We start from the raw sequence: 24,677 nt of genomic DNA, 5'->3' as shown, positions 1-24,677 counted from the left end.
CTAACTTGGATGACAAGATTATGACTATCTGCTGTCCTAGATAAAACATTTATTGTCAAAGGCAACAGCCGGATTCACATCAATAATGCCGGGAAATTATATTTAGCCGGCGTTAGCCGGTCGAAGAGGTTCGATGCACTAATAATATCGCCCGAAAAAGCGGGCGCTTGGTTCATTTGTTTCATCAATGGCAAATACGACCGCCTGATCACGTCGGAAGCACGCTCAATATTTATTTTCGAGATCATGAAAATAGCGGGTGTCCTGGTCCTAGTTCGTCGGCGAAGCACCTGTATTGATAAGCCCATCACGTATTTCAGCGATCCCGCACCCCGCAATGAAGGCTTGAAACAGGCTCATCCCCTATGCGTTTTTAGATTCGCCCTGGTAAATTCAATGTCCATCTTCTCAATCTGCGTCTTACAGGTTAGATAGTTTTAAGGATCAGTCGCTCTGCCGATGCGGCTTATATTTGTAGCGGCACAAAGCCATAGAGAGAATCCCGCCCAACCATGCACCAGAGGCTTGCCTGGCAAAGCTCATTGACCGTCTGTGACAGCGACGAGTTGCTCCTGGATCATGTGCAAAAGGCCAGCTTTCGCTACTTCTGGGATGGCGCGCATCCGCCAAGTGGGCTCTCGCGCGACCGGTCTGGCCGAACCTCTGATCCAAGTAACGATCTTGTCGCCATTGGAGGGTCCGGTTTCGGATTCATGGCGATCCTCGTGGCGATCGAGCGCGGCTGGATCACACGCAATGATGCCTTGGATCGCTTTGACAGGATGCTGTCGACGCTTGAACGTACGACACGCTACCGCGGCGTCTTCCCGCACTTCATAAATGGAGTAGATGGCAGGACCGTGCCGTTCAACCGTGTCGACGATGGCGGAGATCTGGTAGAAACGTCACTCCTTGTTCAGGGACTGATTTGCGTCCGGCAGTATCTTTTGCCCTCGAGTACTGTCGAAGCTGCCCTTCGGACGCGGATCGATCAGATCTGGCGTTCTGTCCAGTGGAATTCCCATGTGAAAGCCAGTGAAAAAGTTCTCTACTGGCACCGCAGTCCGAAACATGACTGGCTGCGCAATGTACCCATTCGGGGCTGGAATGAGGCGTTGATAACCTACATATTGGCTGCCGCATCCCCCGACCACGCTATCGATGCCGAGATTTATCATCAAGGCTTTGCGGGGAATGGTGCTTTTCTTAATGGTCGGACATATTACGGCGTAACGCTGCCTCTCGGTCCGGACTACGGCGGTCCCTTGTTCTTCGCCCACTATTCATTCTGTGGTTTGGATCCACGCGGCCTCAAGGATCAGTATGCCGACTACTGGCTGCAAAACTGCAGCCATGCCCGAATCAACTACCTGCACAGCGTCCACAATCCCCATGACCAGGTCGGCTACAATGAACATTGCTGGGGCCTGACTTCCAGTCACGGCCCTGGAGGCTACAAGGTAAGTTCGCCCATTTCAGATTTTGGTCTCATTGCGCCCACAGCCGCGCTCAGCAGCCTTCCCTATCTGCCTGAGGAGACATTGCGCGCCTTGCGCTACTTCGCGACGCTTCCACAAAGCAAGATGTATGGCAGGTTTGGCTTCATCGATGCCTTTTCATCGGCGCGTAACTGGTTCGCGAGGACCTATCTCGCCATCAATCAGGGCCCGGTCGTCGCCATGATTGAAAACTATCGAAGCGGCTTGTTGTGGCAGCTATTCATGAGCGCGCCTGAACTACAGCATGCGCTGCGAATCCTTGGTTTCACCAGTCCTCACATCCGGGTACTACAGGAACAAAATTGCACCTGAGGCATTGCGCCTCACGGGGCGATGAATCATGTCTGGTCTACTGAAGCCTCCAACCAAGGATCTGATATGAAAGTCCATGCCGTTTTCAATCGCGATGGCGGTACGTTTCGAACCATGGACATGAAATTGTTCGCGGAGACCGCCAAAGAGATTTTCGAAAAGCATGGCCATACTTTTGAAAGCGAGATCGTAGCCGGGAAGAGTATCGTCAAGGCGCTTCAGAAGGTTGCGGGCGAGACCGGAGAACACGTTCTGATGGCGGGGGGTGGAGATGGCACCATCTCCGCCGCCGCTGACGTGGCGTGGAAAGCCAACGTGCCGCTAGCTATCTTGCCTGCCGGAACGATGAACCTGTTCGCACGCGCTTTGAAAATCCCTCTGGATTTGAACTTAGCACTGGAGAGCCTCGCGGCTGGGGAAATAAAATCCGTAGACATTTCCACCGCAAATGCCGAGAGCTTCGTTCACCAGTTTTCGATCGGCTTTCAGCCGCAGATGATTAAATTCCGCAATACTCTGGAGTACAGCTCGCGTTGGGGCAAGCAGCTTGCGAGCCTGCGTGCATTTGCGAAAGCGGTGAGCAACCCGCCGCGTTTTGCCGTACGCATGGTAGTCGACGGGACGGCAACCGAGCGAACGGTCTCGGCTGTCTCGGTTGCGAATAATCCGTATGGGCAGGGTATGCTGCCGATACCGGACTCTGTCGATCATGGTGAATTGGGCATTTATATCGCCGGCCGCCTGACACCGATCGGGCTTATAAAGCTGGCCTTCAATGTTCTGACTGGATCATGGCGGCGCAATCCCGACGTCGAGGAATTTCTTGCAAAAGAAGTCGAGCTGCATTTTCCGCACCTCCGGCGAAGCGCAAAAGCGACCATCGATGGCGAATTGGTGCCTTTGCCCAAGGACGTGAAGATTGCGATACATGCCGGCGAACTGAAAGTACTCGTTCCACCAGATCAGCCATAAAAAACGGCGCAATGTTCATCGCGCCGTTCGGATGAACTCTGTCGTGCAATCAGCTGCTTTTCTTGGCTTTCTTGGGTGCGGGTGCCGTTTGGCCAGCGGCTTTTTTGGCCGCGGCCTCTTCGGCAGCAAGCTGGTCCGCACTTTTCGGCATCGTATCGACGACCGAACGGACTTTTCCTTTGTCGGTGACCGTGCACATAGCGTCGCGGATGTCGACCTTGAGGCGAACGTGATTGATTCCGCCGCCAACAGCCTCAGAATCCACAGCCTTGATGTTACTTTCACCCATGAAATATTTGGAGGAAGCGGCCGCAATGCAGGGTTCCGCCAAGGCAGCGTTCACGGGAGGCCGTATGGGCGCAAATGTCGGCATGGTCGGCATCAGGCTTGGCGCGCCGGTCGTAGAACATGCGGCTAGCGGAACAAGGACTACCAAGGGAGCAATCCGACTCATTAGAATTGGCAAGCGCATCGTTCTCTCCGAAAAGTTCTCATCGCATGAAGGGATATGGGCCGGAAACTATTCGGTTTTCACCATTTGTCTAGTGGCACAACTGCCACAATGGGACTTTATTGCCACAAGTGCGAGCAAGCTGTCAGGGCGCGACTGACAGCATCCAGTTCAGCACTTCCCGCCAGTCGGTCATTCGGATCGGAGTACCATGATTGCCGCCCTCGAAGCGGTGAAACCGCACCGGATAACCCGGCGCTGAAGTGCGGATATTTTCATAGAATGCATGCTGTTTGTCGACGGAAAAAACCGGATCACGGCTGCCATGGCCGAAAAAGACCGGTACACGGCGCTTGAACGTCGGAGATCCAATGAAGTGTTCGTCCCACAGGGACCCGAGAATTATCAGGCCAGAGATTTTACGCGACGTTTCGGCATCCTGTGCCAGCTTCCAACACAGCGCTCCTCCCATCGAGCCACAGGCAACAAACAGCTTGGCTTGCGGCGACTGCGCCTTGAAATAATCTATCACACCCGCAACTTCGTTCTCACCCTTGTCGCCGAAGTCAGTGAACTCTGGCGTGATATAGAGCCCTCCACTGCGAACCATGAGATTTTTCAAGCGGTTGAAGTTACCTCCGAAGGTGAAATCGTTCATGCCTTGCTGACGATTGCCACCTTGCCCGTGCAGATAGATTGTGATCACAGAGGCGCCCGATAGTTTGCCAGCCGCAATCAGCTTTGTCGAACCTCCATCCGTCCTGACGACAAGGTCCTTCTGGGAACGTTTTGGCTGCAGCGAAATGTAATTCTGTTTGACGCGCCGTTCCGGTACTTGGTCGCGACCATTGATATCCCGCATCTCATTGTAGTCGAGGACGACGTAATCACCTCCGTCGCTAGTCTTCAGGATCCCTGGATAAGCAAAGAGATCGTCCTTGTAAGGTTCCAGCTGCAATGCTGACGCGGGTGCGCCGAGAAATGCGAGAGCCAGCACTGCGAAGATAAACGATCTGATCAAGCGACGTTCCTATTGGATGGGCTCTGCGATTGTGCCACCGGCTCGATGCAGCATGTCAGGCGTATCGACGTCAAGCGCGGCCGCATCGCCAAGCTCCACGTCGATCACCGGGATATCGCCGCTCTCGATCAAATGGCGTGCACCGACATCGCCTGACAGCGTGAACACTTCGTCGAATATGACTCTCGGCAGGATCACGGGATTGCCACGCTTGCCCTCGAAAGTCGCCCTCACAACCGATTGACCGCCGGAATCCTGAAAACGCCTGATCATCATCTGCAAGTCAATGGCGGAGAGTGCTGGCATGTCGGCCAGGAGCATCATCACACCAGCAGCCGACGCCGGTACGTTGCTGATTGCTGTCTGCAGCGAGGATGCGAGCCCGCTGGCATAATGCTTGTTTAGCGCGATCACGACATTGAGCCCGTCCAGGGACGCGCTGCATTGCTCGGCCATATGACCGAGCACGGCAATAACGGGACGCCCACCCGCCTCGATTGCTGTCAATGCCGAGCGCCTTATCAGCGGGACATTATCGAAGGTGGCAAGCAATTTGTTCGCTCCCATCATACGCGTCGATTGACCGGCGGCGAGCAGCGCAATGGCAACATTGGCACGCGCAGTGGCCGGGCGTGGGTCGCGTGGCTGCGGACGGGATGGTATTTCCATCAACAGACCTCCGACGCCCATGCCGACTATGTCTGCCCTCGTTACGGGCAAGTTCGTCATCAGCCGGTCGAGCACCCAATCGAAGCCGTTCTCCTTGGGGCTCCTCGCGCATCCCGGAGCACCAACTACCGGTTTTCCGTCAAGTTCGCCAAGAATCAGCAGATTACCTGGGTCCACAGGCATGCCGATGTGATGGATCGCTCCGCCTGCCTCCTTGATTGCCGCGGGTACGATATCGTCCTGATCAACTACCGCGGAGGCTCCGAACACGACCACGAAGTCGTTCGACTTTTGCAATTCGCGTATGGCTTCGGCAAGCGGCTTCCTGGCGTGCGGCGGCCGCAGTTCGGATGTCATGACACCATGGTTGGCCGCGATGCGCGTTTCGATGACGCGCCGCGTCTTGTCGAGGACACTTGTCTTGACCGACGGCAATGTCGTCTGGATCAACCCGATGCGCGAGCCAGCAAAACCGTGAACCTCGAATGCTGTGCGACCAGCCGCCAATTCCGTGATCCTGTCAATTACTGACGACGCAACGGCGAAAGGGATGATCTTGATGGTAGCAACCATCTGCCGATGCGCAACCCTGTCGAAGGCTTTCAGTGTTGCGATCGTCACCGAGGGGTCGACCGCATTGATGGCATTGATCAAGTCAGCGTCGACTGTGAAAAGACCAGCGGTCTCGGCATAGCAGTTGACCCGGCCGGTCATTGCCGGCCCTGCCCGCACGCCGAACCATCGCAATGCTGCAGTTAATCGCGCAGCCGCTTCGTTTTCTTCAACATCGGACTCTTGCAAGCGCGCCGCAATGACGTGCGTTACGTCGGCTGCACCCAATCGCTCGATATCGTTTTCAGTAAGCACGTGGCCCTTTTTCAGCTTCAGGTCACCCGCGTGAGTTGAATGGGCAAGGATTGCCCCGAGCGCATCTTCAAGCGGGACCTCACCGAAAATCATGCTGTTTTTTCCAAGTGCCGGGTAGCTTGCAGACCTCTTGTGCGGAATGTCTTGATCACGTCAGCCATAACCGCAACGGCAATTTCGGCGGGACTTGCTGCACCGATATCGAGCCCGATTGGAGAATGGATCAGCGCGATCTCATCGGTACCAAATCCCATCGCTGCAAGGCGCTCGACGCGCTTTGCGTGGGTCTTGCGACTACCCAACGCACCGATATAGAAGCATCCAGCCTTCAGGGCGCGCTCGAGCGCCTGGTCATCGATTTTCGGGTCATGCGTGACGACGGCAACCGCCGTATAGGGGTCGAGCGGCCGCTTTTCGAGTGCATCCTGCGGCCATTCCGCAAAGAGCTTGACGTCCGGGAATCGGCCCGGTGTGGCAAACGCCGTTCGCGGATCGATAATCTCCACATCGTATCCAGATAGCCTTGCCATCGGAGCAAGAGCCTGGCTGATGTGCACAGCGCCAATCACCACCAGTCGCGGCGGCGGGACGTGCACATTCAGAAAGAACGAGCGGCCATCAACTTCGATGATCGTCGATTTTCCCGACAAGAATGCCCGTTTTACCGCTTCGCCGAGGGCGCCGGCGACGGGATCGCCCTCTTTGATGACCCGATCCCGCCCGTCTCCGATATCGGTCAAGAGCACGGCTGCCCGACGCGCTTGCCGCTCCTTATTGAGTTTCTTCAGACTGTAGGGATCCATATTCAGCCCAGCCGTTCGACATAGACTTTGATACGCCCGCCACAGGACAGACCTACCTGCCAGGCCGTTTCGTCGGCCACACCAAACTCAAGCATGCGAGGCGAGCCGTGGCTGATCACATCCAGGGCTTCGGCAATAACAGAGCCTTCGACGCATCCGCCCGAAACCGAGCCCTCGAAATTACCTGCCTCGTCGATCACAAGGTGGCTACCAACCGGGCGCGGGGCGGAGCCCCAGGTTTCCACGACGGTGGCAATCGCCACATCGCGACCTTCGGCCATCCAGCTTTCGGCAACGAGTAGCGGATCCTGTATTCGTTCAATTGGATTTTGCATCGTGTAACAATACCAGAAACATCAATATCGGTGCAACCAACGCTTAGGATCGTCGCCATTGACTCGCGGTCGGCCGAGCGCCAGGCATAGATCCTCCAGAGCATCCATATTGTGCACCGGACGGAAGTCGTCGACGTAGGGTAGCATAGCCTTTACGCCGCGAGCACGCGGCTCAAATCCTTCGAACCGGAGCAGAGGATTGAGCCAGATCAGCCGGCGGCAGGATTTTGAAAGTCGCTCCATCTCCGCTTCAAGGCCCGTCGTGTCCTCGCGTTCGAGTCCGTCAGTGATGAGCAGCACCACCGCTCCTTGTCCAAGCACACGGCGAGACCAGTTTCGGTTGAATTCTCGCAATGTTTCGCCAATACGTGTGCCACCTGACCAGTCTCGGACAGCACCGGCGCAACGGGCAATCGCATCGTCTGGATCGCGATAACGAAGCGACCTGGTGATATTACTCAGGCGGGTTCCAAAGACGAAACAATGGACCCGGTGGCGTCTCGACATCGAATGCATGAAGTGCAGGAAAATCCGGGTATATTGACTCATGGATCCGGAAATATCAGCAAGCACGACCAGTGGCGGGTGAACATCGCGCCGCAAGCGGAATTTCGGCAAGATGAGATCGCCTCCTGTCCTCAAGCTTGCGCGCATCATCGCTCTTGGATCAATGCGAGCACCCTTGGGATCGCTTCGAAACCGCCTCGTGTGGACCTCATCGACGGGCAGGGTCAGACCATCCATCGCGCGGCGCGCCTGAAACAATTCTTCGGCCGACATCTGGGCGAAGTCCTTCGTTCGCAAAACCTCCTGCCCGGAGAATGTGAAACGTGCGTCCACGTCGATCTCGGGCGGTGGTTCTCCTGGCCGACTCTGGGAACCACTCTTCAAAAAAGCTTCGGCAACGCGAGCTTCGGCAGCTTTCGGCTTCGATCGTTCGCGAGCCATCGCAACGGGTGAAAACATCGCGAGCATTCTCTCGATCAATTCGCGCGAGCGCCAGTAAAGCCGAAATGCCTCGTCGAACGTCGCATGGTCCTCGTGGCGGTTGACCAGAACGCTGTGCAGGGTCCAATAGAAGTCGTCGCGGGAGCCGATACCGCCTGCCAAAACCGCCTCGATCGCGTCGCGGACAGAAGAGGGGCCAACCCGCAAACCCGCCTTGCGCAAAGTCCGGGCAAAGTAGACGATATTGTCGGCGAGGCGGCTTTCCGTTCGGGCGATTTCGTGTGATGAGGCAAACGTTTCCATCTCACGCCATATTCAGTTCCGACTTGACTTCATCAAGTATACGCCGCCCTTCCCCGCTGGAAATCCTGGCGATGTCGTCCTGATATTTGAGCAGAACGCCGATCGTATCGGAAACCGTCTCCGGATCGAGCGCCAGCTTGTCCATCTCGGTCAAAGCTGCGGCCCAATCTATCGTTTCAGCCACTCCCGGCAGCTTGAACAGATCCATATCCCGCAATTTCTGCACATATCGGACGATTTCGTCCGATAGCCTTTCATTGGCTGCCGGAACTTTGCGGCGGACGATCTCAAGCTCCCGCTCAGCAGAGGGGTAGTCCACCCAGTGGTAGAGACACCGGCGCTTCAAAGCGTCGTGAATCTCACGCGTACGATTAGCCGTTATGATAACAACGGGCGGTTCGGCCGCTCGAATAGTGCCAAGTTCCGGGATCGTCACCTGATAATCTGACAGAACTTCAAGCAGGAACGCCTCGAAGGCTTCATCGGTCCGGTCGAGTTCATCGATCAGAAATACCGGTGCTTTGCCTTGCGTGCCCGACAACGCTTGCAAGACAGGCCTGCGAATAAGAAATTTCTCCGAAAAAACATTGCGTTCGATGGCTTTTTTATCAACCTTGCCGCTCGCCTCGTCCAGACGTATCTCGATCATCTGCGCTGCATAGTTCCATTCGTAGACGGCCGAGGAAACGTCGAGCCCCTCGTAGCATTGCAAGCGTATCATCGGCCGATCCAGCGTTGCCGCAAGGACTTTTGCGATTTCGGTCTTGCCGACACCCGCCTCGCCTTCCAGAAACAGCGGTTTCTTCATTCGCAAACTGAGAAAAAGGACCGTCGCCAGCGCCCGATCCGCGACGTAATCCCCCGCTTCGAGCAAGGCCAGGGTTTCTTCGATCGATTGCGGCACTTCGGCCATGCTGTCTCCCGTTGGGCTAATCCCCTGCACCATGATAGGAGCGGTTGAGGTAGATCAATGAGCGGCCCCGATCACCGAAGTTTATAGCGCTCACTTTGCCATAAATTACGTAGTGCGTAGCCACCTCGTGTGATGCGATGATGCGACAATCGAAGCTGGCCAGCGCGTTGGTGAGCACAGGGGCGCCGGTTTGTAGTGTATGCCAGTCGCCAAGCGCAAACCTGTCCTCCTGTGCCAGTTCTCCCTTGCCGGAAAAGGCCTCCGAAAGCGCCTGCTGCTGGAAAGATAGCGTATTGAGAGCAAAAACCCCGTTTTCGATGAACAGATGATTGAACTCATGGTTGCGATTGAGGCACACGAGCATGGTGGCCGGGTTGTCCGAAACTGAACATACTGCCGAAATTGTGACGCCGCGGCGGCCTGCGGGACCATCGGTGGTAAGGATATGAACCGCCTCTGCAAAATGACTCATGGCATTGCGAAATGCGAGCGGCTCTATCTTCTGATCTTTGGCAATTAGCACAATTCTATTTCCATTGTCCGAACCATCACTATCGCAACATTAGTCTCAACCATAGGGGCAGATGACAATTTCCGGTAACTTCCTTTATATAGCGCGAGATTGCGCAGAATGAAGGAAACGGCTACCGAAAACGTGCAACTCGCACGATTAGAAGGAAACGGCAGCATCGCAATGAACCCCATCCTCCACGCCGCCACATCTGTCCTTTGCATCGCTGTTGCAAGTGTCGCACATGCCAACGACGGCATCGGTGTTATCGCGCCGCTTTCAGGTCCCTTTGCGCGCCTGGGAAACCAGGTGGTCGACGGCGCCACGATCGCGGCTGCTACGAACAACGCCAATGGCCAGGTGTCGATCACATCAGCTGATGATCAATGCAATGCTGCAGGCGGCGAGGCGGCGGCCAAGCAGTTGGTCCAGGCGAACGTCCTGCTTGTCGTTGGCTTTCTCTGTGCTGAATCCCTTGAGGCAGCTCTGCCCATCCTCAACCAGAAGGGCATCCCGGTCATCACGCCTGCGATACGGTCGCAAACACTGGCAGAACTGCGCGCCGATCAAGCTTATGCTGTCTTCAGGATCGCGCCGTCTGATCGCAACGAAGCCAATGAAACCGGCGATATCCTCGCGGGGCTCTGGCGTACGCAGCCTTTCGCCATCATCGATGATGGCACAATTTTCGGACGTGAGCTTGCGGCAGGCGTGCGGGCACGTCTCGAGGAAAAAGGCCTGAAGCCGGTCTTCGCCGACACTTATCGTCCCGGGCTCGACAATCAAAATGCTTTGGTCGGTCGTCTGAGGCGTGCAGGCGCCACACAGGTCTTTGTCGGCGGCGAGCGGGACGATGTTGCAGCCATCGGCCGCAGCGCCATCGCGCTAAACTATCCCCTTGTCATTGCCAGCGGCGAGGCTCTTGCCGCCGCAGGAGACGAGCTTGTCGTGGGCACATTGATGATAGCGCCACGCGAGCCGCAGACGCTAGAAAGCGCACGCAATGCCCGTAATGCAATCGAATTGGCCGGAAAGGTTCCTGAAGGCTATACGATACCGGCTTATGCTGCGATCGAAGTAGCCATGCAAGCGCTGGCAAGCGCGCAATCGCAAGCCGGAACCCTGGAAGATGTTCTTCGCAAGAATGTCTTCGAAAGCGCACTCGGCACGATCCAGTTCGATGCTAGAGGCCAGCGCATCGCCGATACCTATCGCTTGCAGAAATTTGACGGAAAGCAGTTCGTTCTGGAGACCAACTGATGGTGAAGGCGGGCCCGCGCAATCTCATAACCGATGTCCCGGGAGTCAGCATAGGAAACGCTTCCGACAGCAAACTCAAGTCCGGCTGTACCGTCATTTTATGCGAAAATCCGGCAACCGCAGCAGTCCAGGTTCTGGGCGGCGCGCCAGGTACGCGCGAAACGGACCTTCTTGAGCCCCACAACACGGTCGAAGCGATCAACGCGCTGGTATTGTCGGGTGGATCGGCGTTCGGCCTGGATTCAGGGTCTGGCGTCCAGGCCGCACTTCGGGAAATGGGCGTCGGTTTTGCGGTTGGAACACAGCGGATACCGATCGTTCCAGGGGCCGTTCTCTTCGACATGCTGAACGGCGGCGACAAGAATTGGGGCCGCTATCCGCCCTATCGTGAGCTTGGCTATGAAGCCGCGCATTCGGCATCGAGCGATTTCAGCCTTGGAACGGCGGGTGCTGGTACAGGCGCGACTGTCAATGGACTGAAGGGAGGGCTCGGCTCCGCTTCGGCCTTGCTGCAAAGTGGAGCGATCATCGGCGCACTCGTCGCAGTTAATGCTCTCGGCATGGTAACGGTTGGACAAAGCCGGCATTTCTGGGCTGCACCCTTTGAAATCGGCGATGAGTTCGGCGGGCTTGGTCTACCGCAGCCTCTCCCCCACGATGCCGTTAAGGTGAAGACGAAATTCAGCGATCCAGAGCGTGACGCCAACACGACCATCGGGGTTATCGCGACTGACCTGATACTCACCAAGGCTCAGACGAAGCGCCTCGCGATCGCCGCTCACGATGGTTACGCCCGGGCGATCTGGCCCGCGCACACGCCCTTTGACGGCGACCTCGTTTTCGCTATCGCGACTGGCTCTAGCGGCAAAGTCCCTGAACTGACTGAATTTATTGACCTTTGCGCCACGGCTGCCTCCACGATGGCGCGCGCCGTTGCACGAGGTGTCCATGCCGCCGCGCCCGCTGACAATGATGCTGTCCCGGTCTGGAGTTCGCTCCGCTGAACAGTTTCCATTGTGCGATACTGGCGCGCATGATAACCGGCGCCTACAACTTTCTACCGGAGACAGTATATGAGCAGACCGCTCGTCATTTCCCCTTCCATCCTGGCCTCCGACTTCTCAAAGCTTGGCTCGGAAGTAAACGCGGTGTTGCAGGCAGGAGCAGACTGGATCCACATCGATGTGATGGACGGGCATTTTGTCCCCAACATCACGTTTGGTCCGGAAGTTGTAAGATCCATCCGGCCGCTGACGGACGCGGTTTTCGACACGCATTTGATGATTTCGCCGTGCGATCCCTATCTTGAGGCTTTCGCCAAGGCAGGTGCGGACATCATTACGATCCACGCAGAAGCCGGACCGCACCTGCACCGCTCGCTCCAGGCCATTCGGACACTCGGCAAGAAGTCCGGCGTCGCCATCAATCCCGCCACGCCGGAATCGGCTATCGAATATGTGTTGAACGACGTTGACCTCGTGCTCGTCATGACCGTTAACCCTGGTTTCGGCGGACAGAAATTCATCGAAGAAAGCTTGAAAAAGATAAAGAATATCAAGGCCATGATCGGCGACAGACCGATCGATCTCGAGGTCGATGGAGGTATCACGGCAGAAACGGCGCCATTGGCCGTAGCCGCCGGGGCGAATGCCCTGGTAGCCGGTTCGGCCGTTTACAAGGGCGGGACGGAAGCTGCCTACAAAGCCAATATCGACTTGATCCGCAGTTCAATCCAGAAGGGATCATGATGAAAATACGCCGCACCCTTCTTGCCACGTTCATCGCGTTTTTTCCGGCGGTTGCGTCCGCTGGAGACGCCGCCAGACTTGATATCATTGGCTTTTCCAAGGATGGCAGCGTGTTCGCGTTCGAGGAGTATGGAGTCCAGGACGGCTCCGGCTTCCCATATGCCAACCGGTTTTATATCGACACGGCAACCGACAAATATCTGGCCAAAACTCCTGTCAGGATCAGGCTCGATGATGAAAACGCTTCAGTGGAAGACGCCCGCGACAAAGCGGGGCGCGATGCTCAAGGCGTGACATCACTCGCAGACGAGGAGCTGCGGGCAAATGCCGGCGATATGGTCGCGTCAAACCCGGTCACGGAACAATCCGCCGACCCGTTCAAGGTGACGGTCAACCCGCGATTCGTCTTTCCCGCGATTGATCCGCCAGTGAACCTTCAGCTTGAAGAGATTGCGGTCCCGCCAAGCGAAAGCTGCAAAAACATCGGTGAAATCAAAGGCTTCCGGCTGACCCTCGTCGAAGCAAAGCCGGACGCCCAGCCTGTACTTCTCCATGAAGACACGACCGTCCCGACAAGTCGCGGCTGTCCTTTGGGCTATAGTATCGGTGCTGTCCAGACCCTTTATCCGGAGGCAGGAAAGCCAGTAATAGCAGTGTTGATTGCTGTACGCGGCCAAGGTTTTGAAGGCCCCGACTATCGCTGGCTGGCGGTTACAAAGCAAAGATAGCCATACCCGCGGAGAAAGAGAGCCAAAAGGTGCGTTGAGTGAATGGCTTTGCTCTGATAGACCGCCACTGAAGCCTAAAAGGACAGGAAAACACATGATCCCGCGCTATTCGCGCCCAGAAATGGTCGCTATCTGGTCTCCGGAGACGAAATTCCGCATTTGGTTCGAAATCGAGGCGCATGCCTGCGACGCCTTGGCGGAACTCGGTGTCATTCCGAAGGAAGCGGCCAAAACCATATGGGAAAAGGGCGCCGCCGCCACTTTCGATATTGATCGCATCGATGAGATCGAGCGCGAGACAAAGCACGATGTCATTGCTTTTCTTACACATTTAGCCGAAATCGTCGGTCCGGATGCACGTTTTGTCCATCAGGGGATGACCTCGTCGGACGTGCTAGACACCTGCTTCAATGTGCAATTGATGAGGGCGAGCGATATCCTTCTCGCCGATCTCGAAAGGCTCCTGAAAGCCCTGAAGAAGCGGGCTTTCGAGCACAAGGAGACGGTCACGATCGGCCGCAGCCATGGCATTCACGCCGAGCCGACCACGTTCGGCGTCAAGCTGGCCCAAGCCTATGCGGAGTTCGAACGCTGCCGCAATCGCCTCGTCGCAGCACGCGCGGAGATTGCAACGTGCGCCATATCCGGCGCCGTTGGCACCTTCGCCAATATCGATCCACGCGTGGAAGAACATGTCGCCAAAGCATTGGGAATGCAGGCAGAACCAGTGTCGACGCAGGTGATCCCGCGCGATCGTCACGCCATGTATTTTGCAACCTTGGGCGTTATTGCTTCGTCAGTGGAGCGGCTCTCTGTCGAGATCCGTCACTTGCAGCGCACCGAGGTTCTGGAGGTGGAAGAGTATTTTTCGCCGGGCCAGAAAGGCTCGTCCGCCATGCCGCACAAGCGCAACCCGGTGCTGACGGAGAACATGACTGGCCTCGCACGCATGGTTCGCGCCTTCGCGCTGCCGGCGATGGAAAACGTCGCACTGTGGCATGAACGCGATATTTCACACTCGTCAGTCGAGCGCATGATCGGTCCTGACGCAACGATTACGCTCGATTTTGCCTTGGCTCGCATGGTCGGCGTCATCGAAAAGTTGTTGGTATACCCGGATAACATGTTGAAAAACATGAACAAGTTTCGCGGGCTGATTCATTCGCAGCGCGTCCTTTTGGCGCTGACACAAGCTGGCGTCTCCCGAGAGGACTCCTACCGCCTGGTCCAACGCAATGCGATGAAGGTTTGGGAACACGGGGCAGATTTCCTCGAAGAACTGCTCGCCGACGCCGATGTGCGCGCCGCCCTGCCCGAAGCGACGATCCGTGAGAAGTTCGACCTTGGCTATCACACCAAACATGTCGATACGATCTTCAAACGCGTGTTCGGCTCAACTGGCAACAACTGAATTGAAGCTTGGGGTTGATTTTCCGCCGCCAAATTTCGGGATTCTCGCGCAAGAACTACAAATTCTTGCGTGAGAGGCATCCAAAGCGGCGTGGTTCGTGATCCCGGGAGCCATCAACCCATGTGAAACGGCAAACAGGCTGCTCGCGTAAATCTGTTCCCCAGATCGAGCGAACGTTCGATAAATTTTCGGGCGATTTTGCACCTGGCTTCGATGAAGTAACAGCGGGTACGGAGCACTCGTTTTCTCCTCCGCTTACCTACCTCTCCGTCATCGTCGGGATTGACCCGAGGAACTTTGATCCCGTTATCCAGGTGGCGAGGCAGCCTAACGAGCTATGCTCGGCCGTGGCTCCTCGGGTCAAGCCCGAGGGTGGCGGAGGGATGGTAAACCGGCTTGGGTAAGCGGGTACTAACCCTTCAAGGGCACGATACGAATGACATTGCCCCACGGGTCGACGATCTCGCGCTCGTGCTTCGTGTCTGCCGAACTGAACTCCGCCCAAGCTAGTCCCGACCGGTCATTGTCGCGGCGGCCCGCTCCACGGCTCTGCCAGGAATTGGCAGCAACGTGATGGTGGTAACCACCGGTTGACATGAACACCGCGCTGCCGCCGAAGCCTGCAACAGTCTGCAACCCAAGCTCGTTCTGCCACCAGCTCTCGGCTTCCTTGGCACTACCGACACGCAAGTGGAGGTGGCCTACCATCGCGCCATCCGGCGCCATGTCGAAAGGCAGCTCATTGCCGGCCTCGGAAAGAAGGCTGGCGACATCCAGCGCCTCGGTACCCATCTGCACGGAGGAGCCGTTCCATTTCCAGTTCTCGTGCGGGCGGTCGGCATAGATCTCGACACCATTGCCTTCCGGGTCGGTCAGATAGATCGCCTCGCTGACCAGATGGTCAGAAGCGCCAACTATAGGCGTGCGATTGTCGATCGCGCGTCTGGCCCATCGGGCAAGATCGGCACGCGCCGGCAGCAGAAAAGCCGTATGGTAAAGACCGGCACTATGCGGATCGTCCGCGCGGACGGCCGGCGCCTGTTCGATCTCGAGCAGCGGCGTTTCACCCGCACCGAGGACGATCGTTTGGCCCTTGCGGGAAATCTCGCGGAGGCCGACGACAGTTTCATAATATTTTGACAAGCTGTCGGCGTCCCTGGCCTTGATCCCAACCTTTGAAACGTGGGTCGGCGCCGTCGCAGCAAAAGATATCTTGTCCATCTTGATCTCCGAGCGGGCCGCTCCCGCCGTTACAGCCAAGGCCGCTGCGCCACCTACCACATCACGGCGTGTAAGTTTCATGCGCATACCTCTCGCAAAACATCAGCTTCGTTGGTGCATAAGGTCGGCCTTATCCACACGCGGCGCAAGTCCGGTAGCAGCGAACAGCTTGTTCACAAAAAGTGAACCCGCCGAGCGAAATTGTTTACTTCTTCCGGCTGGATGAGTTGCGAACGTGCGCGCCAGAGTTCGACTCATTTTCCCCAGATTTGTGGGTTTACGATCTGATATCGAATGGTAGCATCGGCAATTGTCGTTGACTCCCCGGCAATTGCGGGCTCACTTGGGCCCTGAATGTGTGCCAGTCTCATGCGGCGAGGATAATGCTATGAACGACTTCCATGTCGGTCAGAAGGTCGTTTGTATCGACGACAAATTCAAGAATGTCAGCATCGATCAAATCATCCGAAAAGGCCAAATCTATACCGTGCGCTGGGTCGGCATGTACCAGCACTATGTCGATGGCGAATTCGTCGGCATCAAAGTCGAGGAGATTCATCGCGGCAATGATGACGGACCCGAGGGTTACGGCGCCGCCGACATGCCATATCGTGCCTCGCGCTTTCGTCCACTGGTAAAAGACAAGATCGGCGAACTGCGAAAGCTTTTGACACCCAAACCGGACGATGGCGACGAACCGGCGAAGAAAACTCCGGTAAAAAAGAAGGAGAACGTCTGAGGTCCCGGATCGGTCGAGGCACGTTGCGAATTTGATCATTGTTCGCGCCCGGTCGAAAATTCAGCGGATGCGTCAACGACGGATTGAAGCCTTGACCAAACTGGAGACGTTTTGGATGGCGCTGTTGCTTCCGGGCTTCGCCATATTGCGAACCGGCTCCAATTTTCCTAAGTACGGCCCATGAAAGTCAAAGACGCCGATATTCTCATCATCCCCGGCTATACGAATTCCGGCCCCGACCATTGGCAAAGCCGTTGGGAAAGCAAGCTTTCCACCGCCCGCCGCGTGGAACAGGCGGAATGGACCAAACCCGTGCGCGAGGACTGGGTGGCCGAGGTTGTCAAATCCATCGACGCGGCAACGCGCCCTGTTGTCGTGGTGGCGCATTCGCTTGGGGTGCCGACGTTCATTCACGCGATCCCCGAGGTTGGGGCCAAGGTCAAAGGCGCCTTCCTGGTGACGCCGCCGGATGTTTCCAACCCGAAGATTCGGCCCAAGCACCTGATGACCTTTGGACCCTACCCGCTGGATCCCTTTACCTTCCCGTCCATCGTCGTCGCGAGCCGCAACGATCACTATTGTTCCTACGACGTCGCCGATGAACTCGCCGCATCATGGGGCTCGATGATCGTGGACGCCGGGGACAGCGGCCATCTGAATTCGGAATCCGGTCATGGGCCATGGCCGGAAGGCTCGATGGTCTTCGCGCAGTTCCTGTCGAGACTCTAGCGAATTATCCGACCACCACAGTACTCAAGCAGCTTGAGATACGTTTCGCTCCGTTGCGCGAAACGCGCCATCTTCGCTCGTCGCAACGTGAATTTAAACAGCGTCAAGATTGCCGCATCGAACCCGAAGAGATGCTTCCTTGATCTCTGCGGGCATTGCTATAGGCTCGACCGAAGCAGTGTCTGCGGACAGAAAACTGCGCTTAATGGAGGAAGAAGATATGAAACTCTACTCGCGGCCGCTCTCCCCCTATTCCTCCATCATCCGCTGCATAGCCTACTACAAGCAGGCTCCCATCAAGATCGTCGCGCCGCCGCCGGGTTTTCCGATCCCTGAAGAATTTCGCGCTGTTTCGCCTTTCAATCGCATTCCCGTGCTGATCACCGGTTCGGGCCTCACCATTATCGAAGCGTCGGTCATCGCTGAATATCTCGAAGAGCATTTCCCTGAACCATCGCTGCTCCCGGCGGATTCCCGAGACCGCGCCATCGTGCGCATGACGGCTCGCACCGCCGAACTGGAGGTGCTGGCGCCGGTGATGGAATTGTTTGAGTTGTTTTACCTCAAATCGAAGGACGATGCGCGTATCAGCAAGTTGTTCAAGCAGATGGAGATCGGCCTGACCGAAATCGAAAAGCGCATCGGCAATGGTCCCTACGCGTTGGGCGAGCAGATGACGCTGGCTGACGCATGGCTGACGCCTACACGCTTTGTCTTCAATAATTTCCGGATTGTGTCTGGCCGGGAAGACCTGCTCGATGCATATCCGAAATTCGATGCCCTCCAGCAACTTATTGTTCAGGATCCGGTGCTATCGCTGGTCTGGTACGAAATGACCGACGGCCTCAAAATATTCCAGGGTGAACTAGAGTCCGCCTGAACCCCAAGGGTCGATATTCACGCCACGGCGTGGATATCGACACCGCTGTCAAACCGGAGAAATACGCATGAAGACGTCGACGATCGCAATCGCCGTAATAATTTCGCTCGGCGTCCTTGCCGGTTGTCAGACGAAGAGTAAACCCGGTCCCGGATCGCTGGCTTTCGCATCGGAGAAGGCAGCCCTGCCGACAATGGAACGCGTGGCGATCGCCGCCAATAATTGCTGGTTCAAATCGGGAGACAAGAGCTTCAAGCCATATCGTCTCGCGCCTGAGCTCAATTCCTTTTCGGGACGCCCGCGCATCCTGGTCGTTCCGGCAAGCAATCCTGGCGGACGCCCGCTTCTGGTCGTCCACGCAGAAGGCACCCCGGCGAAGGTAGAGGCATTTGGCCCGCTTATGAGCAATTCGTCCGGCAACCGGATCGCCAGCGACGTGCGCAGGTGGGCCGACGGCCAAACGTCCTGTGGCGCCAGCGGTTAAATTCAGCCAGAAGAAAGCGCGTTCTTGGCTAGTCCCAGAAGAAGCGCTTGACCTCACGGCGCGCAGCGGACGGGTCAACCCCGATATCGTCCAGCAAATCATTGCTGAGTTCGCTCAGATGCATGCGCGTCCGGCGCTTCAACATCGCCTTGCCAAACCACATGAACGCAGCGGAAATTTTTCGTAACAACCTGCCTTGTCCTGCACCAAGCTCCCGGCCGTCAGCTGGGCATTCCACTTCGATTGTATCAATTGTACCCATTTAATTGGTCCTCATGCAGTTCTGATCGGCTCAAATTTGCATAGGATTGTTCATGTATTGACTCAATTGAAACCGCAATACTATAATTGTAACCATGACAAATTGGTTGCCAAATCTTGAACAGGGCAAGGGTCCGCTTTACCTGCGGCTGGCCGAGCGCATCGAGAACGATATCGCCGAGGGCATACTGACGCCCGGCACCAAACTGCCGCCGCAGCGCAATCTGGCTTTCGATATCGGCGTGACAATTGGCACGGTCGGCCGCGCTTACAATCTCATCCGCGAGCGCGGGCTGGTCAGCGGCGAAGTCGGACGTGGAACATATGTGACCGATCACAAGGACGCTTCGCTGGTTCAGGCGCCGCTGCATACGGAGCCATTTGGCGGCACGCGCAGCGCCGTCGTCCAGCCCGGTCGCATCCGCATGGATTCCACGGCGGCGGTCGAGGTCGGCCAATCGGTGGCAATGGAAAAGTTGCTGGCGGAGATCACCAGTCAATTTCCGCGAGAGATGTCGAGTTATTCGCGCACCCTGCCCGCATCCTGGCAGCAAGCAGGCAGCAGATGGTTGTCCGGCGCAGGCTGGACACCCGAACCCGCATGCGTCGTGCCGACACTCGGCGCCCATTCGGCCATCCTTGCTGTCATTGCAGCCATCACGGTTCCCGGCGACAGGGTCGCCTTTGAAGACCTGACCTATTGTTCTGCCGCCCGCAGCGTCAATCTGATGGGGCGGCGCAGCATTATCCTTCACACGGACAATGGCAGTGCGACGCCGGATGATTTCGAACGGCTCTGCGCCCAGCAGCATCCAAAACTGGTATTTCTCATGCCCTCGCTGCACAACCCGACCGCAACGACCATGCCGGAAGAACATCGCCGGGCGATCGTCGAGATTGCTCGTCGGCACAATGTCTGGATCATCGAGGACGAGATCTACGGCTCCGTGATGGGGCATGATCACGTCAAGATCGCCGAACTCGCGCCGGAACGGACCTTCAATATTGGCGGCCTGTCGAAATCCGTGGCTGCGGGCGTACGCGGCGGCTGGGTCGCCTGCCCCCAGCATCTCGCAGCGCGAGTTCACACGGCGCACAAGATGGTCACCGGCGGGATGCCATTCATCATGGCGGAGCTTGGTGCGCGATTGGTAAACTCAGGTGAGGCCGATGCCATTCGCGCCAGGGTGCGCACCGAAATAAAAGCGCGCGAGGCGATTGCCCGCTCGATTTTCACCGGCATGGAATTCTCCTCACAGCCGCTTTCGCCCTTCCTGTGGATGAAACTGCCTGATCCATGGCTCTCCGGCACGTTCAAGAGCGCTGCGCTGAACGAAGGCGTCCTGGTGGACGATGAGGACGAGTTCAAGCCCGGCCGCACGGAAAAGGTGTTTCACCGGGTGCGATTCGGCTTGACCGTGCCGGAAACGCGCGACGAGGTAATACAGGGATTCAGCATCTTGCGCAGGCTGATGGAAACCGACAACGCGAGTTATGACACTTATTCTTGAGATAGGTTAATTGGCAAACGAGGTTGAACCCGCACTTGAGGTCAATGTCATGTGCGTGGTCACATTGCTTGCGCTGACGGCTCGAACTACGCCGGCGTTCTATCCTTTACCCCTTGCCCAAATACGGGATCGTTCCGGCGATATCGGTATCGTCGATGAGCTGAAAACGGCTCTCGCTACCCTCCTGTCGCGACTTGCCATAGGGGGCGTATTCCGGATCGTTCACGAAAGCCATCGCCGCACGTTCATCGGGAAACTGCAAAAGAGCGATGAGCGTCGTCTCCAGCGGCTGGCCTTCGATCACCTGGATATTGCCGCTGCGTGAAAGATATTTGCCGCCATGTTTCGCCGCGATATCATGCACGACAGCTGCATATTCCGGCACCCATTTGTCATCGGTGATTTTAACTTCCGCGATCAGGAAAACCGTCATTGCATTCCTCCTATGCCGGGCTTTCAAAGCCCATAGCGTCCGGTGACCCGAGACCAGTCTTGCACGGGAAAATTGCAAGTTCCAGTGAACTCTATTGAACCTAGATCGCTGTAAATCCATTATCGACAAACAGGTGCGTGCCGGTGATGAAGCTCGCCTCGTCGCTGGCAAGGAAAAGCGCGGCACGCGCCACCTCTTCCGGCTCGCCGATGCGCCCCTGCGTCGCGCTTATCGCCTCATCCGAAACATCCACGCCTTGCTTTTGCAATTCATCCACCTCACGCACGCCGTGCGGCGTGCGGATGAAGCCGGGACAGACGGCATTGCACCTTATGTTCCTGTCGCGGAACTCAACGGCGATGGCGCGCGCGAACATGTGGCACGCACCCTTGGTGGTATCGTAAAGAACCTCCATCGGCGTTGCCGCCACGGCCGAAATGGACGAGGTGCAGACAATTGAACCGCCGCCTGCATCAAGCATGAGCGGGATGACGGCACGGGTCATCAGGAACATGGAGCGCACATTTACTGCGTGCAGCCAATCCCATTCATCGACCGTCGTTTCCAGGAATGGTTTTATGACGATGGTGCCCGCGTGATTGAAGAGGACCGTCACGTTGCCATACTTCGCGGCAATATCCGCGACGGCCTTCTGCACCTGTGCTTCATCCGAAACGTCGGCGACGAAATAGCTGGCAGTGCCGCCCTCCGCGGTAATCTCCGACGCTGTGGCCGCTGCCGCTTGCTCGTTGCGATCAATGATCGCGACTTTCGCGCCCTCGGCAGCGAAAAGTTTCGATGCGGCTCCGCCCATGCCGGTTGCGCCGCCGGAAACGATGGCAACCTTGCCCGCCAGTCTGCCCGTCATCTGTGTTCCCCCTTGAACCTTTTGCCGCTTTGCGTGCAACGTTACGCTTCGTGAACGGCCCGGACAAGCGCAGCACCTCAACCCTGGTCCCCGTCTGTTGATTCAGTCCTTTTTCCTATCGCGCCGCAGGACTACATAAGCTAAAGAAGGCGAAAAGCTGCCCCTCATGGCGAGATCGCCGAACCCCGCACGGATATTCCAGGACCCATGACCATCTCGAATACAGTCAAGATCACACCGGAACTCGTTGCCTCGCACGGGCTCAAGCCGGACGAATATCAGCGCATCCTCGATCTGATCGGGCGCGAGCCAAGCTTCACCGAGCTCGGCATCTTTTCCGCCATGTGGAACGAGCACTGCTCCTACAAATCCTCGAAAAAGTGGCTGCGTACGCTGCCGACAACAGGCCCGCAGGTCATCCAAGGACCGGGCGAAAACGCCGGCGTCGTCGATATCGGCGATGGCGATTGCGTGGTCTTCAAGATGGAGAGCCACAACCATCCGTCCTATATCGAACCCTACCAGGGTGCTGCGACCGGCGTCGGCGGTATCCTGCGTGATGTGTTCACCATGGGCGCACGGCCGATCGCGGCAATGAACGCGCTGCGCTTCGGCGAACCGTCGCACCCGAAGACACGTCACCTCGTTTCCGGCGTGGTTGAAGGCGTTGGCGGTTATGGCAACTCCTTCGGAGTGCCGACTGTTGGCGGCGAGGTCAATTTCGACGCGCGTTACAATGGCAATATTCTCGTCAATGCGTTTGCTGCGGGCCTTGCCAAGACCGACGCCATCTTCCTGTCGGAAGCAAAGGGCGTTGGTCTTCCGGTGGTGTATCTCGGTGCCAAGACCGGCCGCGACGGGGTCGGCGGCGCGACAATGGCTTCGGCTGAATTCGACGAATCCATCGAGGAAAAGCGCCCGACCGTGCAGGTTGGCGATCCCTTCACCGAAAAATGCCTGCTGGAGGCGTCACTGGAACTGATGGCATCCGGCGCGGTTATCGCCATCCAGGACATGGGCGCCGCAGGCCTCACCTGCTCGGCGGTGGAGATGGGAGCCAAGGGCAATCTCGGGATCGAACTCGATCTCAACTCGGTGCCCGTGCGCGAAGAGCGGATGACTGCCTATGAAATGATGCTTTCCGAAAGCCAGGAGCGCATGCTGATGGTGCTGCGCCCGGAAAAGGAAGAAGAGGCGGAAGCAATCTTCAGGAAATGGGGGCTGGATTTCGCCATTGTCGGCTATACGACCGACGATCTGCGCTTTCGCGTGCTGCATGACGGCGATGAAGTCGCCAACCTGCCGATCAAGGATCTGGGCGATCAGGCTCCGGAATATGACCGGCCGTGGATGGAGCCGGGCAAGCATGCACCGCTGCCTGCCGGCAATGTGCCCGAAGTCGAGGACTATGGCGCGGCGCTGCTGCAAATGCTCAATTCACCGGATCTTTCGTCCCGCCGCTGGGTCTACGAGCAGTATGACACGCTGATCCAGGGCAACTCGCTGCAAGTGCCGGGCGGCGACGCCGGCGTGGTGCGCGTGGATGGCCATCACAGCAAGGCGCTCGCCTTTTCCTCGGACGTGACGCCGCGTTATTGCGAGGCCGATCCCTATGAGGGCGGCAAGCAAGCCGTGGCCGAATGCTGGCGCAATCTGACCGCTGTCGGCGCCGAACCGCTGGCTGCGACAGACAATCTCAATTTTGGTAACCCCGAGCGCCCGGAAATCATGGGCCAGCTTGTCAAAGCGATCGGCGGCATAGGCGATGCCTGCCGCGCGCTCGGTTTTCCGATCGTTTCCGGCAATGTCTCGCTCTATAACGAGACCAACGGGCAGGCAATTTTGCCAACGCCGACGATCGCAGGCGTGGGCCTCATCCCCGACTGGACCAAGACTGCGAAGATCGGAACCATGCTTGACGGCGATGTGCTGATCCTCGTCGGCGGAGACGGCACGCATCTTGGCCAATCGATCTATCTGCGAGACTTGCACGGCCGGGCAGACGGCCCCGCTCCCGCCGTGGATCTCGGCGTCGAGAAACGCAATGGCGACTTCATTCGCTCTGCCATTCGCAACGGTCAAGTGAGCGCCTGCCACGATCTTTCCGATGGTGGTCTTGCCATAGCGCTCAGCGAGATGTGCATGGCCTCCGGCAAAGGCGCCAGCGTGACAATCGGCGAGGCTGCTCCGCATGCCTTGTTGTTCGGCGAAGACCAAGCCCGCTACGTGGTGGCGGTTGCCCCTGATATGGCAAACCTCGTCATGCTGAACGCGGAAGGTTCCGGCGTTCCATTCCGCAAGCTTGGCACGGTTGGCGGTAACACATTGACGATCGGACGCCTCCTCTCCATATCTGTTGCAGACCTGACAAAAGCCCACGAATCGTGGTTTCCTAACTACATGAGCGGTCAGGCAGAAGAAGAAATTCAGGCCGCTTGAGGAGAATGAAACATGGCAATGGACGCGCGCGACATCGAGAAAATGATTCGAGACGCCATCCCGGATGCAAAGGTAACGATAAGGGATCTGGCGGGTGATGGCGATCACTATGCCGCGGAAGTTGTTGCCGAAAGCTTTCGCGGCAAATCGCGGGTCCAGCAGCACCAGATGGTTTATGATGCACTGAAGGGCAACATGGGCGGCGTATTGCACGCCCTCGCCTTGCAGACCAGCGCGCCGGAGTAACCGTGCATGCGTGGTTCGACAAGCTCACCATGAGGTAGGTAGGTGGATTGCAGGAGCCAAGTTGTGGAGCACAGCGAAGAATAGTGCACAAACATCCCACATGGTGAGCTTGTCG

The 24,677-nt window shown here is 57.2% G+C and carries 27 protein-coding genes; 15 read left to right on the top strand and 12 right to left on the bottom strand.

Translation table 11 applies throughout. From position 1 onward, the window contains the following. Nucleotides 1-542: 542 nt before the first annotated feature. Together CU100_RS08805 and CU100_RS08800 are read left to right on the top strand one after the other, a co-directional pair. Nucleotides 543-1,811 (top strand): glucoamylase family protein, encoded by a 1,269-nt coding sequence (locus CU100_RS08805; protein WP_245418975.1) that lies wholly within the window; start codon nt 543-545, stop codon nt 1,809-1,811. A gap of 66 nt (nt 1,812-1,877) precedes the next feature. Further along, nucleotides 1,878-2,783: a diacylglycerol/lipid kinase family protein gene (locus tag CU100_RS08800; protein WP_106717183.1), complete on the top strand. Its 906-nt coding sequence runs from the start codon at nt 1,878-1,880 to the stop codon at nt 2,781-2,783. Nucleotides 2,784-2,832: 49 nt separating this feature from the next. Here CU100_RS08800 and CU100_RS27190 read toward each other — a convergent pair whose 3' ends face one another. Beyond that, the gene (locus CU100_RS27190; protein WP_407070324.1) at nt 2,833-3,165 is read right to left on the bottom strand and encodes a hypothetical protein; all 333 of its coding nucleotides are present in this window, start codon (nt 3,163-3,165) and stop codon (nt 2,833-2,835) included. Here CU100_RS27190 and CU100_RS27185 point away from each other — a divergent pair. Beyond that, nucleotides 3,098-3,394 carry a hypothetical protein gene (locus CU100_RS27185; RefSeq protein ID WP_245418973.1) on the top strand — a complete coding sequence of 99 codons (297 nt, stop codon included), beginning with the start codon at nt 3,098-3,100 and terminating at the stop codon, nt 3,392-3,394. The genes CU100_RS27190 and CU100_RS27185 overlap by 68 nt on opposite strands. Here the strand turns inward: CU100_RS27185 and CU100_RS08790 are convergent. From CU100_RS08790 to CU100_RS08760, 7 genes are read right to left on the bottom strand one after another with little or no spacing between them, the layout of a single operon-like run. Continuing rightward, nucleotides 3,380-4,255: an alpha/beta hydrolase family protein gene (locus CU100_RS08790; RefSeq protein WP_106716219.1), complete on the bottom strand. Its 876-nt coding sequence runs from the start codon at nt 4,253-4,255 to the stop codon at nt 3,380-3,382. The genes CU100_RS27185 and CU100_RS08790 overlap by 15 nt on opposite strands. A 9-nt stretch (nt 4,256-4,264) precedes the next feature. After that, complete coding sequence (locus CU100_RS08785) at nt 4,265-5,884, bottom strand: NTP transferase domain-containing protein (protein ID WP_106716218.1); 1,620 nt, start codon at nt 5,882-5,884, stop codon at nt 4,265-4,267. Then, entirely contained in the window at nt 5,881-6,594 is a 714-nt protein-coding gene (locus CU100_RS08780; RefSeq protein WP_106716217.1) for an XdhC family protein, read from the bottom strand. The genes CU100_RS08785 and CU100_RS08780 overlap by 4 nt, the downstream gene beginning before the upstream one ends. A gap of 2 nt (nt 6,595-6,596) precedes the next feature. After that, a complete protein-coding gene (locus tag CU100_RS08775; RefSeq protein WP_106716216.1) occupies nt 6,597-6,929 on the bottom strand; it encodes an XdhC family protein in 333 nt (110 codons plus the stop codon). 21 nt (nt 6,930-6,950) lie between these two features. After that, a complete protein-coding gene (locus CU100_RS08770) occupies nt 6,951-8,180 on the bottom strand; it encodes a vWA domain-containing protein (protein WP_106716215.1) in 1,230 nt (409 codons plus the stop codon). 1 nt (nt 8,181) lies between these two features. Beyond that, entirely contained in the window at nt 8,182-9,093 is a 912-nt protein-coding gene (locus tag CU100_RS08765; RefSeq protein WP_106716214.1) for an AAA family ATPase, read from the bottom strand. A 16-nt stretch (nt 9,094-9,109) separates the two neighbouring features. Continuing rightward, nucleotides 9,110-9,565 (bottom strand): flavin reductase, encoded by a 456-nt coding sequence (locus CU100_RS08760; RefSeq protein WP_106717182.1) that lies wholly within the window; start codon nt 9,563-9,565, stop codon nt 9,110-9,112. Between the two features lie 222 nt (nt 9,566-9,787). Here CU100_RS08760 and CU100_RS08755 point away from each other — a divergent pair, with 222 nt between their 5' ends. The 5 genes from CU100_RS08755 (at nt 9,788) to purB (ending at nt 14,751) form a co-directional block, all read left to right on the top strand. Further along, nucleotides 9,788-10,864 (top strand): branched-chain amino acid ABC transporter substrate-binding protein, encoded by a 1,077-nt coding sequence (locus CU100_RS08755; protein ID WP_106717181.1) that lies wholly within the window; start codon nt 9,788-9,790, stop codon nt 10,862-10,864. Beyond that, nucleotides 10,864-11,868 carry a P1 family peptidase gene (locus CU100_RS08750; RefSeq protein ID WP_106716213.1) on the top strand — a complete coding sequence of 335 codons (1,005 nt, stop codon included), beginning with the start codon at nt 10,864-10,866 and terminating at the stop codon, nt 11,866-11,868. Before CU100_RS08755 ends, CU100_RS08750 begins: the two co-directional genes overlap by 1 nt. Before the next feature lie 69 nt (nt 11,869-11,937). After that, nucleotides 11,938-12,612 carry a ribulose-phosphate 3-epimerase gene (gene rpe / locus CU100_RS08745; protein ID WP_106716212.1) on the top strand — a complete coding sequence of 225 codons (675 nt, stop codon included), beginning with the start codon at nt 11,938-11,940 and terminating at the stop codon, nt 12,610-12,612. Beyond that, nucleotides 12,609-13,340, top strand: coding sequence for a DUF2259 domain-containing protein (locus tag CU100_RS08740; RefSeq protein ID WP_245418972.1), 732 nt, complete (start codon nt 12,609-12,611; stop codon nt 13,338-13,340). Before rpe ends, CU100_RS08740 begins: the two co-directional genes overlap by 4 nt. 94 nt (nt 13,341-13,434) lie before the next feature. After that, complete coding sequence (gene purB / locus CU100_RS08735; protein WP_106716211.1) at nt 13,435-14,751, top strand: adenylosuccinate lyase; 1,317 nt, start codon at nt 13,435-13,437, stop codon at nt 14,749-14,751. 411 nt (nt 14,752-15,162) lie between these two features. On the opposite strand, the gene CU100_RS08730 is transcribed toward purB, so the two are convergent. Continuing rightward, nucleotides 15,163-16,053, bottom strand: coding sequence for a VOC family protein (locus CU100_RS08730; protein ID WP_106717179.1), 891 nt, complete (start codon nt 16,051-16,053; stop codon nt 15,163-15,165). A gap of 307 nt (nt 16,054-16,360) precedes the next feature. Between CU100_RS08730 and CU100_RS08725 the strand changes: the two genes are divergently transcribed. From CU100_RS08725 to CU100_RS08710, 4 genes are all read left to right on the top strand, one after another. Beyond that, a complete protein-coding gene (locus tag CU100_RS08725; RefSeq protein ID WP_106716210.1) occupies nt 16,361-16,711 on the top strand; it encodes a CAP-Gly domain protein in 351 nt (116 codons plus the stop codon). A 180-nt stretch (nt 16,712-16,891) separates the two neighbouring features. Beyond that, nucleotides 16,892-17,440, top strand: a complete 549-nt coding sequence (locus tag CU100_RS08720; protein WP_106716209.1) for an RBBP9/YdeN family alpha/beta hydrolase — start codon at nt 16,892-16,894, stop codon at nt 17,438-17,440. Between the two features lie 220 nt (nt 17,441-17,660). Continuing rightward, nucleotides 17,661-18,320 carry a glutathione S-transferase family protein gene (locus CU100_RS08715; RefSeq protein WP_106716208.1) on the top strand — a complete coding sequence of 220 codons (660 nt, stop codon included), beginning with the start codon at nt 17,661-17,663 and terminating at the stop codon, nt 18,318-18,320. 67 nt (nt 18,321-18,387) lie between these two features. Next, nucleotides 18,388-18,804, top strand: a complete 417-nt coding sequence (locus CU100_RS08710) for a hypothetical protein (RefSeq protein ID WP_106716207.1) — start codon at nt 18,388-18,390, stop codon at nt 18,802-18,804. A 28-nt stretch (nt 18,805-18,832) separates the two neighbouring features. Here CU100_RS08710 and CU100_RS27065 read toward each other — a convergent pair whose 3' ends face one another. Next, nucleotides 18,833-19,066 (bottom strand): DUF1127 domain-containing protein, encoded by a 234-nt coding sequence (locus tag CU100_RS27065; RefSeq protein WP_210204082.1) that lies wholly within the window; start codon nt 19,064-19,066, stop codon nt 18,833-18,835. Between the two features lie 94 nt (nt 19,067-19,160). On the opposite strand from CU100_RS27065, the gene CU100_RS08700 reads away from it, so the two are divergent. Then, nucleotides 19,161-20,576, top strand: coding sequence for an aminotransferase-like domain-containing protein (locus tag CU100_RS08700; protein ID WP_106716206.1), 1,416 nt, complete (start codon nt 19,161-19,163; stop codon nt 20,574-20,576). A gap of 106 nt (nt 20,577-20,682) precedes the next feature. On the opposite strand, the gene CU100_RS08695 is transcribed toward CU100_RS08700, so the two are convergent. Then, nucleotides 20,683-21,009 (bottom strand): DUF1330 domain-containing protein, encoded by a 327-nt coding sequence (locus CU100_RS08695; protein WP_106716205.1) that lies wholly within the window; start codon nt 21,007-21,009, stop codon nt 20,683-20,685. 100 nt (nt 21,010-21,109) lie between these two features. Further along, nucleotides 21,110-21,877 (bottom strand): SDR family NAD(P)-dependent oxidoreductase, encoded by a 768-nt coding sequence (locus tag CU100_RS08690; protein WP_106716204.1) that lies wholly within the window; start codon nt 21,875-21,877, stop codon nt 21,110-21,112. A 207-nt stretch (nt 21,878-22,084) separates the two neighbouring features. Between CU100_RS08690 and purL the strand changes: the two genes are divergently transcribed. Together purL and CU100_RS08680 are read left to right on the top strand one after the other, a co-directional pair. Further along, the gene (gene purL, locus CU100_RS08685) at nt 22,085-24,316 is read left to right on the top strand and encodes a phosphoribosylformylglycinamidine synthase subunit PurL (protein ID WP_106716203.1); all 2,232 of its coding nucleotides are present in this window, start codon (nt 22,085-22,087) and stop codon (nt 24,314-24,316) included. A 12-nt stretch (nt 24,317-24,328) separates the two neighbouring features. Continuing rightward, nucleotides 24,329-24,562: a BolA/IbaG family iron-sulfur metabolism protein gene (locus CU100_RS08680; protein WP_099998651.1), complete on the top strand. Its 234-nt coding sequence runs from the start codon at nt 24,329-24,331 to the stop codon at nt 24,560-24,562. Nucleotides 24,563-24,677 lie beyond the last annotated feature (115 nt).

It is taken from the genome of Phyllobacterium endophyticum (assembly GCF_003010935.1).
Taxonomy (GTDB): Bacteria; Pseudomonadota; Alphaproteobacteria; order Rhizobiales; family Rhizobiaceae; genus Phyllobacterium; species Phyllobacterium endophyticum.
This window is presented reverse-complemented; position numbering and strand designations above follow the sequence as displayed.

Bases quoted from the DNA above. Each gene is read 5' to 3' on its own strand.
- CU100_RS08800 (WP_106717183.1), top strand. From the start codon at position 1,878: ATGAAAGTCCATGCCGTTTTCAATCGCGATGGCGGTACGTTTCGAACC.
- CU100_RS27185 (WP_245418973.1), top strand. From the start codon at position 3,098: ATGCAGGGTTCCGCCAAGGCAGCGTTCACGGGAGGCCGTATGGGCGCA.
- CU100_RS27190 (WP_407070324.1), bottom strand. From the start codon at position 3,165: ATGCCGACCATGCCGACATTTGCGCCCATACGGCCTCCCGTGAACGCT.
- CU100_RS08785 (WP_106716218.1), bottom strand. From the start codon at position 5,884: ATGATTTTCGGTGAGGTCCCGCTTGAAGATGCGCTCGGGGCAATCCTT.
- CU100_RS08780 (WP_106716217.1), bottom strand. From the start codon at position 6,594: ATGGATCCCTACAGTCTGAAGAAACTCAATAAGGAGCGGCAAGCGCGT.
- CU100_RS08775 (WP_106716216.1), bottom strand. From the start codon at position 6,929: ATGCAAAATCCAATTGAACGAATACAGGATCCGCTACTCGTTGCCGAA.
- CU100_RS08770 (WP_106716215.1), bottom strand. From the start codon at position 8,180: ATGGAAACGTTTGCCTCATCACACGAAATCGCCCGAACGGAAAGCCGC.
- CU100_RS08765 (WP_106716214.1), bottom strand. From the start codon at position 9,093: ATGGCCGAAGTGCCGCAATCGATCGAAGAAACCCTGGCCTTGCTCGAA.
- CU100_RS08760 (WP_106717182.1), bottom strand. From the start codon at position 9,565: ATGAGTCATTTTGCAGAGGCGGTTCATATCCTTACCACCGATGGTCCC.
- CU100_RS08755 (WP_106717181.1), top strand. From the start codon at position 9,788: ATGAACCCCATCCTCCACGCCGCCACATCTGTCCTTTGCATCGCTGTT.
- CU100_RS08750 (WP_106716213.1), top strand. From the start codon at position 10,864: ATGGTGAAGGCGGGCCCGCGCAATCTCATAACCGATGTCCCGGGAGTC.
- rpe (WP_106716212.1), top strand. From the start codon at position 11,938: ATGAGCAGACCGCTCGTCATTTCCCCTTCCATCCTGGCCTCCGACTTC.
- CU100_RS08740 (WP_245418972.1), top strand. From the start codon at position 12,609: ATGATGAAAATACGCCGCACCCTTCTTGCCACGTTCATCGCGTTTTTT.
- purB (WP_106716211.1), top strand. From the start codon at position 13,435: ATGATCCCGCGCTATTCGCGCCCAGAAATGGTCGCTATCTGGTCTCCG.
- CU100_RS08730 (WP_106717179.1), bottom strand. From the start codon at position 16,053: ATGAAACTTACACGCCGTGATGTGGTAGGTGGCGCAGCGGCCTTGGCT.
- CU100_RS08725 (WP_106716210.1), top strand. From the start codon at position 16,361: ATGAACGACTTCCATGTCGGTCAGAAGGTCGTTTGTATCGACGACAAA.
- CU100_RS08720 (WP_106716209.1), top strand. From the start codon at position 16,892: ATGAAAGTCAAAGACGCCGATATTCTCATCATCCCCGGCTATACGAAT.
- CU100_RS08715 (WP_106716208.1), top strand. From the start codon at position 17,661: ATGAAACTCTACTCGCGGCCGCTCTCCCCCTATTCCTCCATCATCCGC.
- CU100_RS08710 (WP_106716207.1), top strand. From the start codon at position 18,388: ATGAAGACGTCGACGATCGCAATCGCCGTAATAATTTCGCTCGGCGTC.
- CU100_RS27065 (WP_210204082.1), bottom strand. From the start codon at position 19,066: ATGGGTACAATTGATACAATCGAAGTGGAATGCCCAGCTGACGGCCGG.
- CU100_RS08700 (WP_106716206.1), top strand. From the start codon at position 19,161: ATGACAAATTGGTTGCCAAATCTTGAACAGGGCAAGGGTCCGCTTTAC.
- CU100_RS08695 (WP_106716205.1), bottom strand. From the start codon at position 21,009: ATGACGGTTTTCCTGATCGCGGAAGTTAAAATCACCGATGACAAATGG.
- CU100_RS08690 (WP_106716204.1), bottom strand. From the start codon at position 21,877: ATGACGGGCAGACTGGCGGGCAAGGTTGCCATCGTTTCCGGCGGCGCA.
- purL (WP_106716203.1), top strand. From the start codon at position 22,085: ATGACCATCTCGAATACAGTCAAGATCACACCGGAACTCGTTGCCTCG.
- CU100_RS08680 (WP_099998651.1), top strand. From the start codon at position 24,329: ATGGCAATGGACGCGCGCGACATCGAGAAAATGATTCGAGACGCCATC.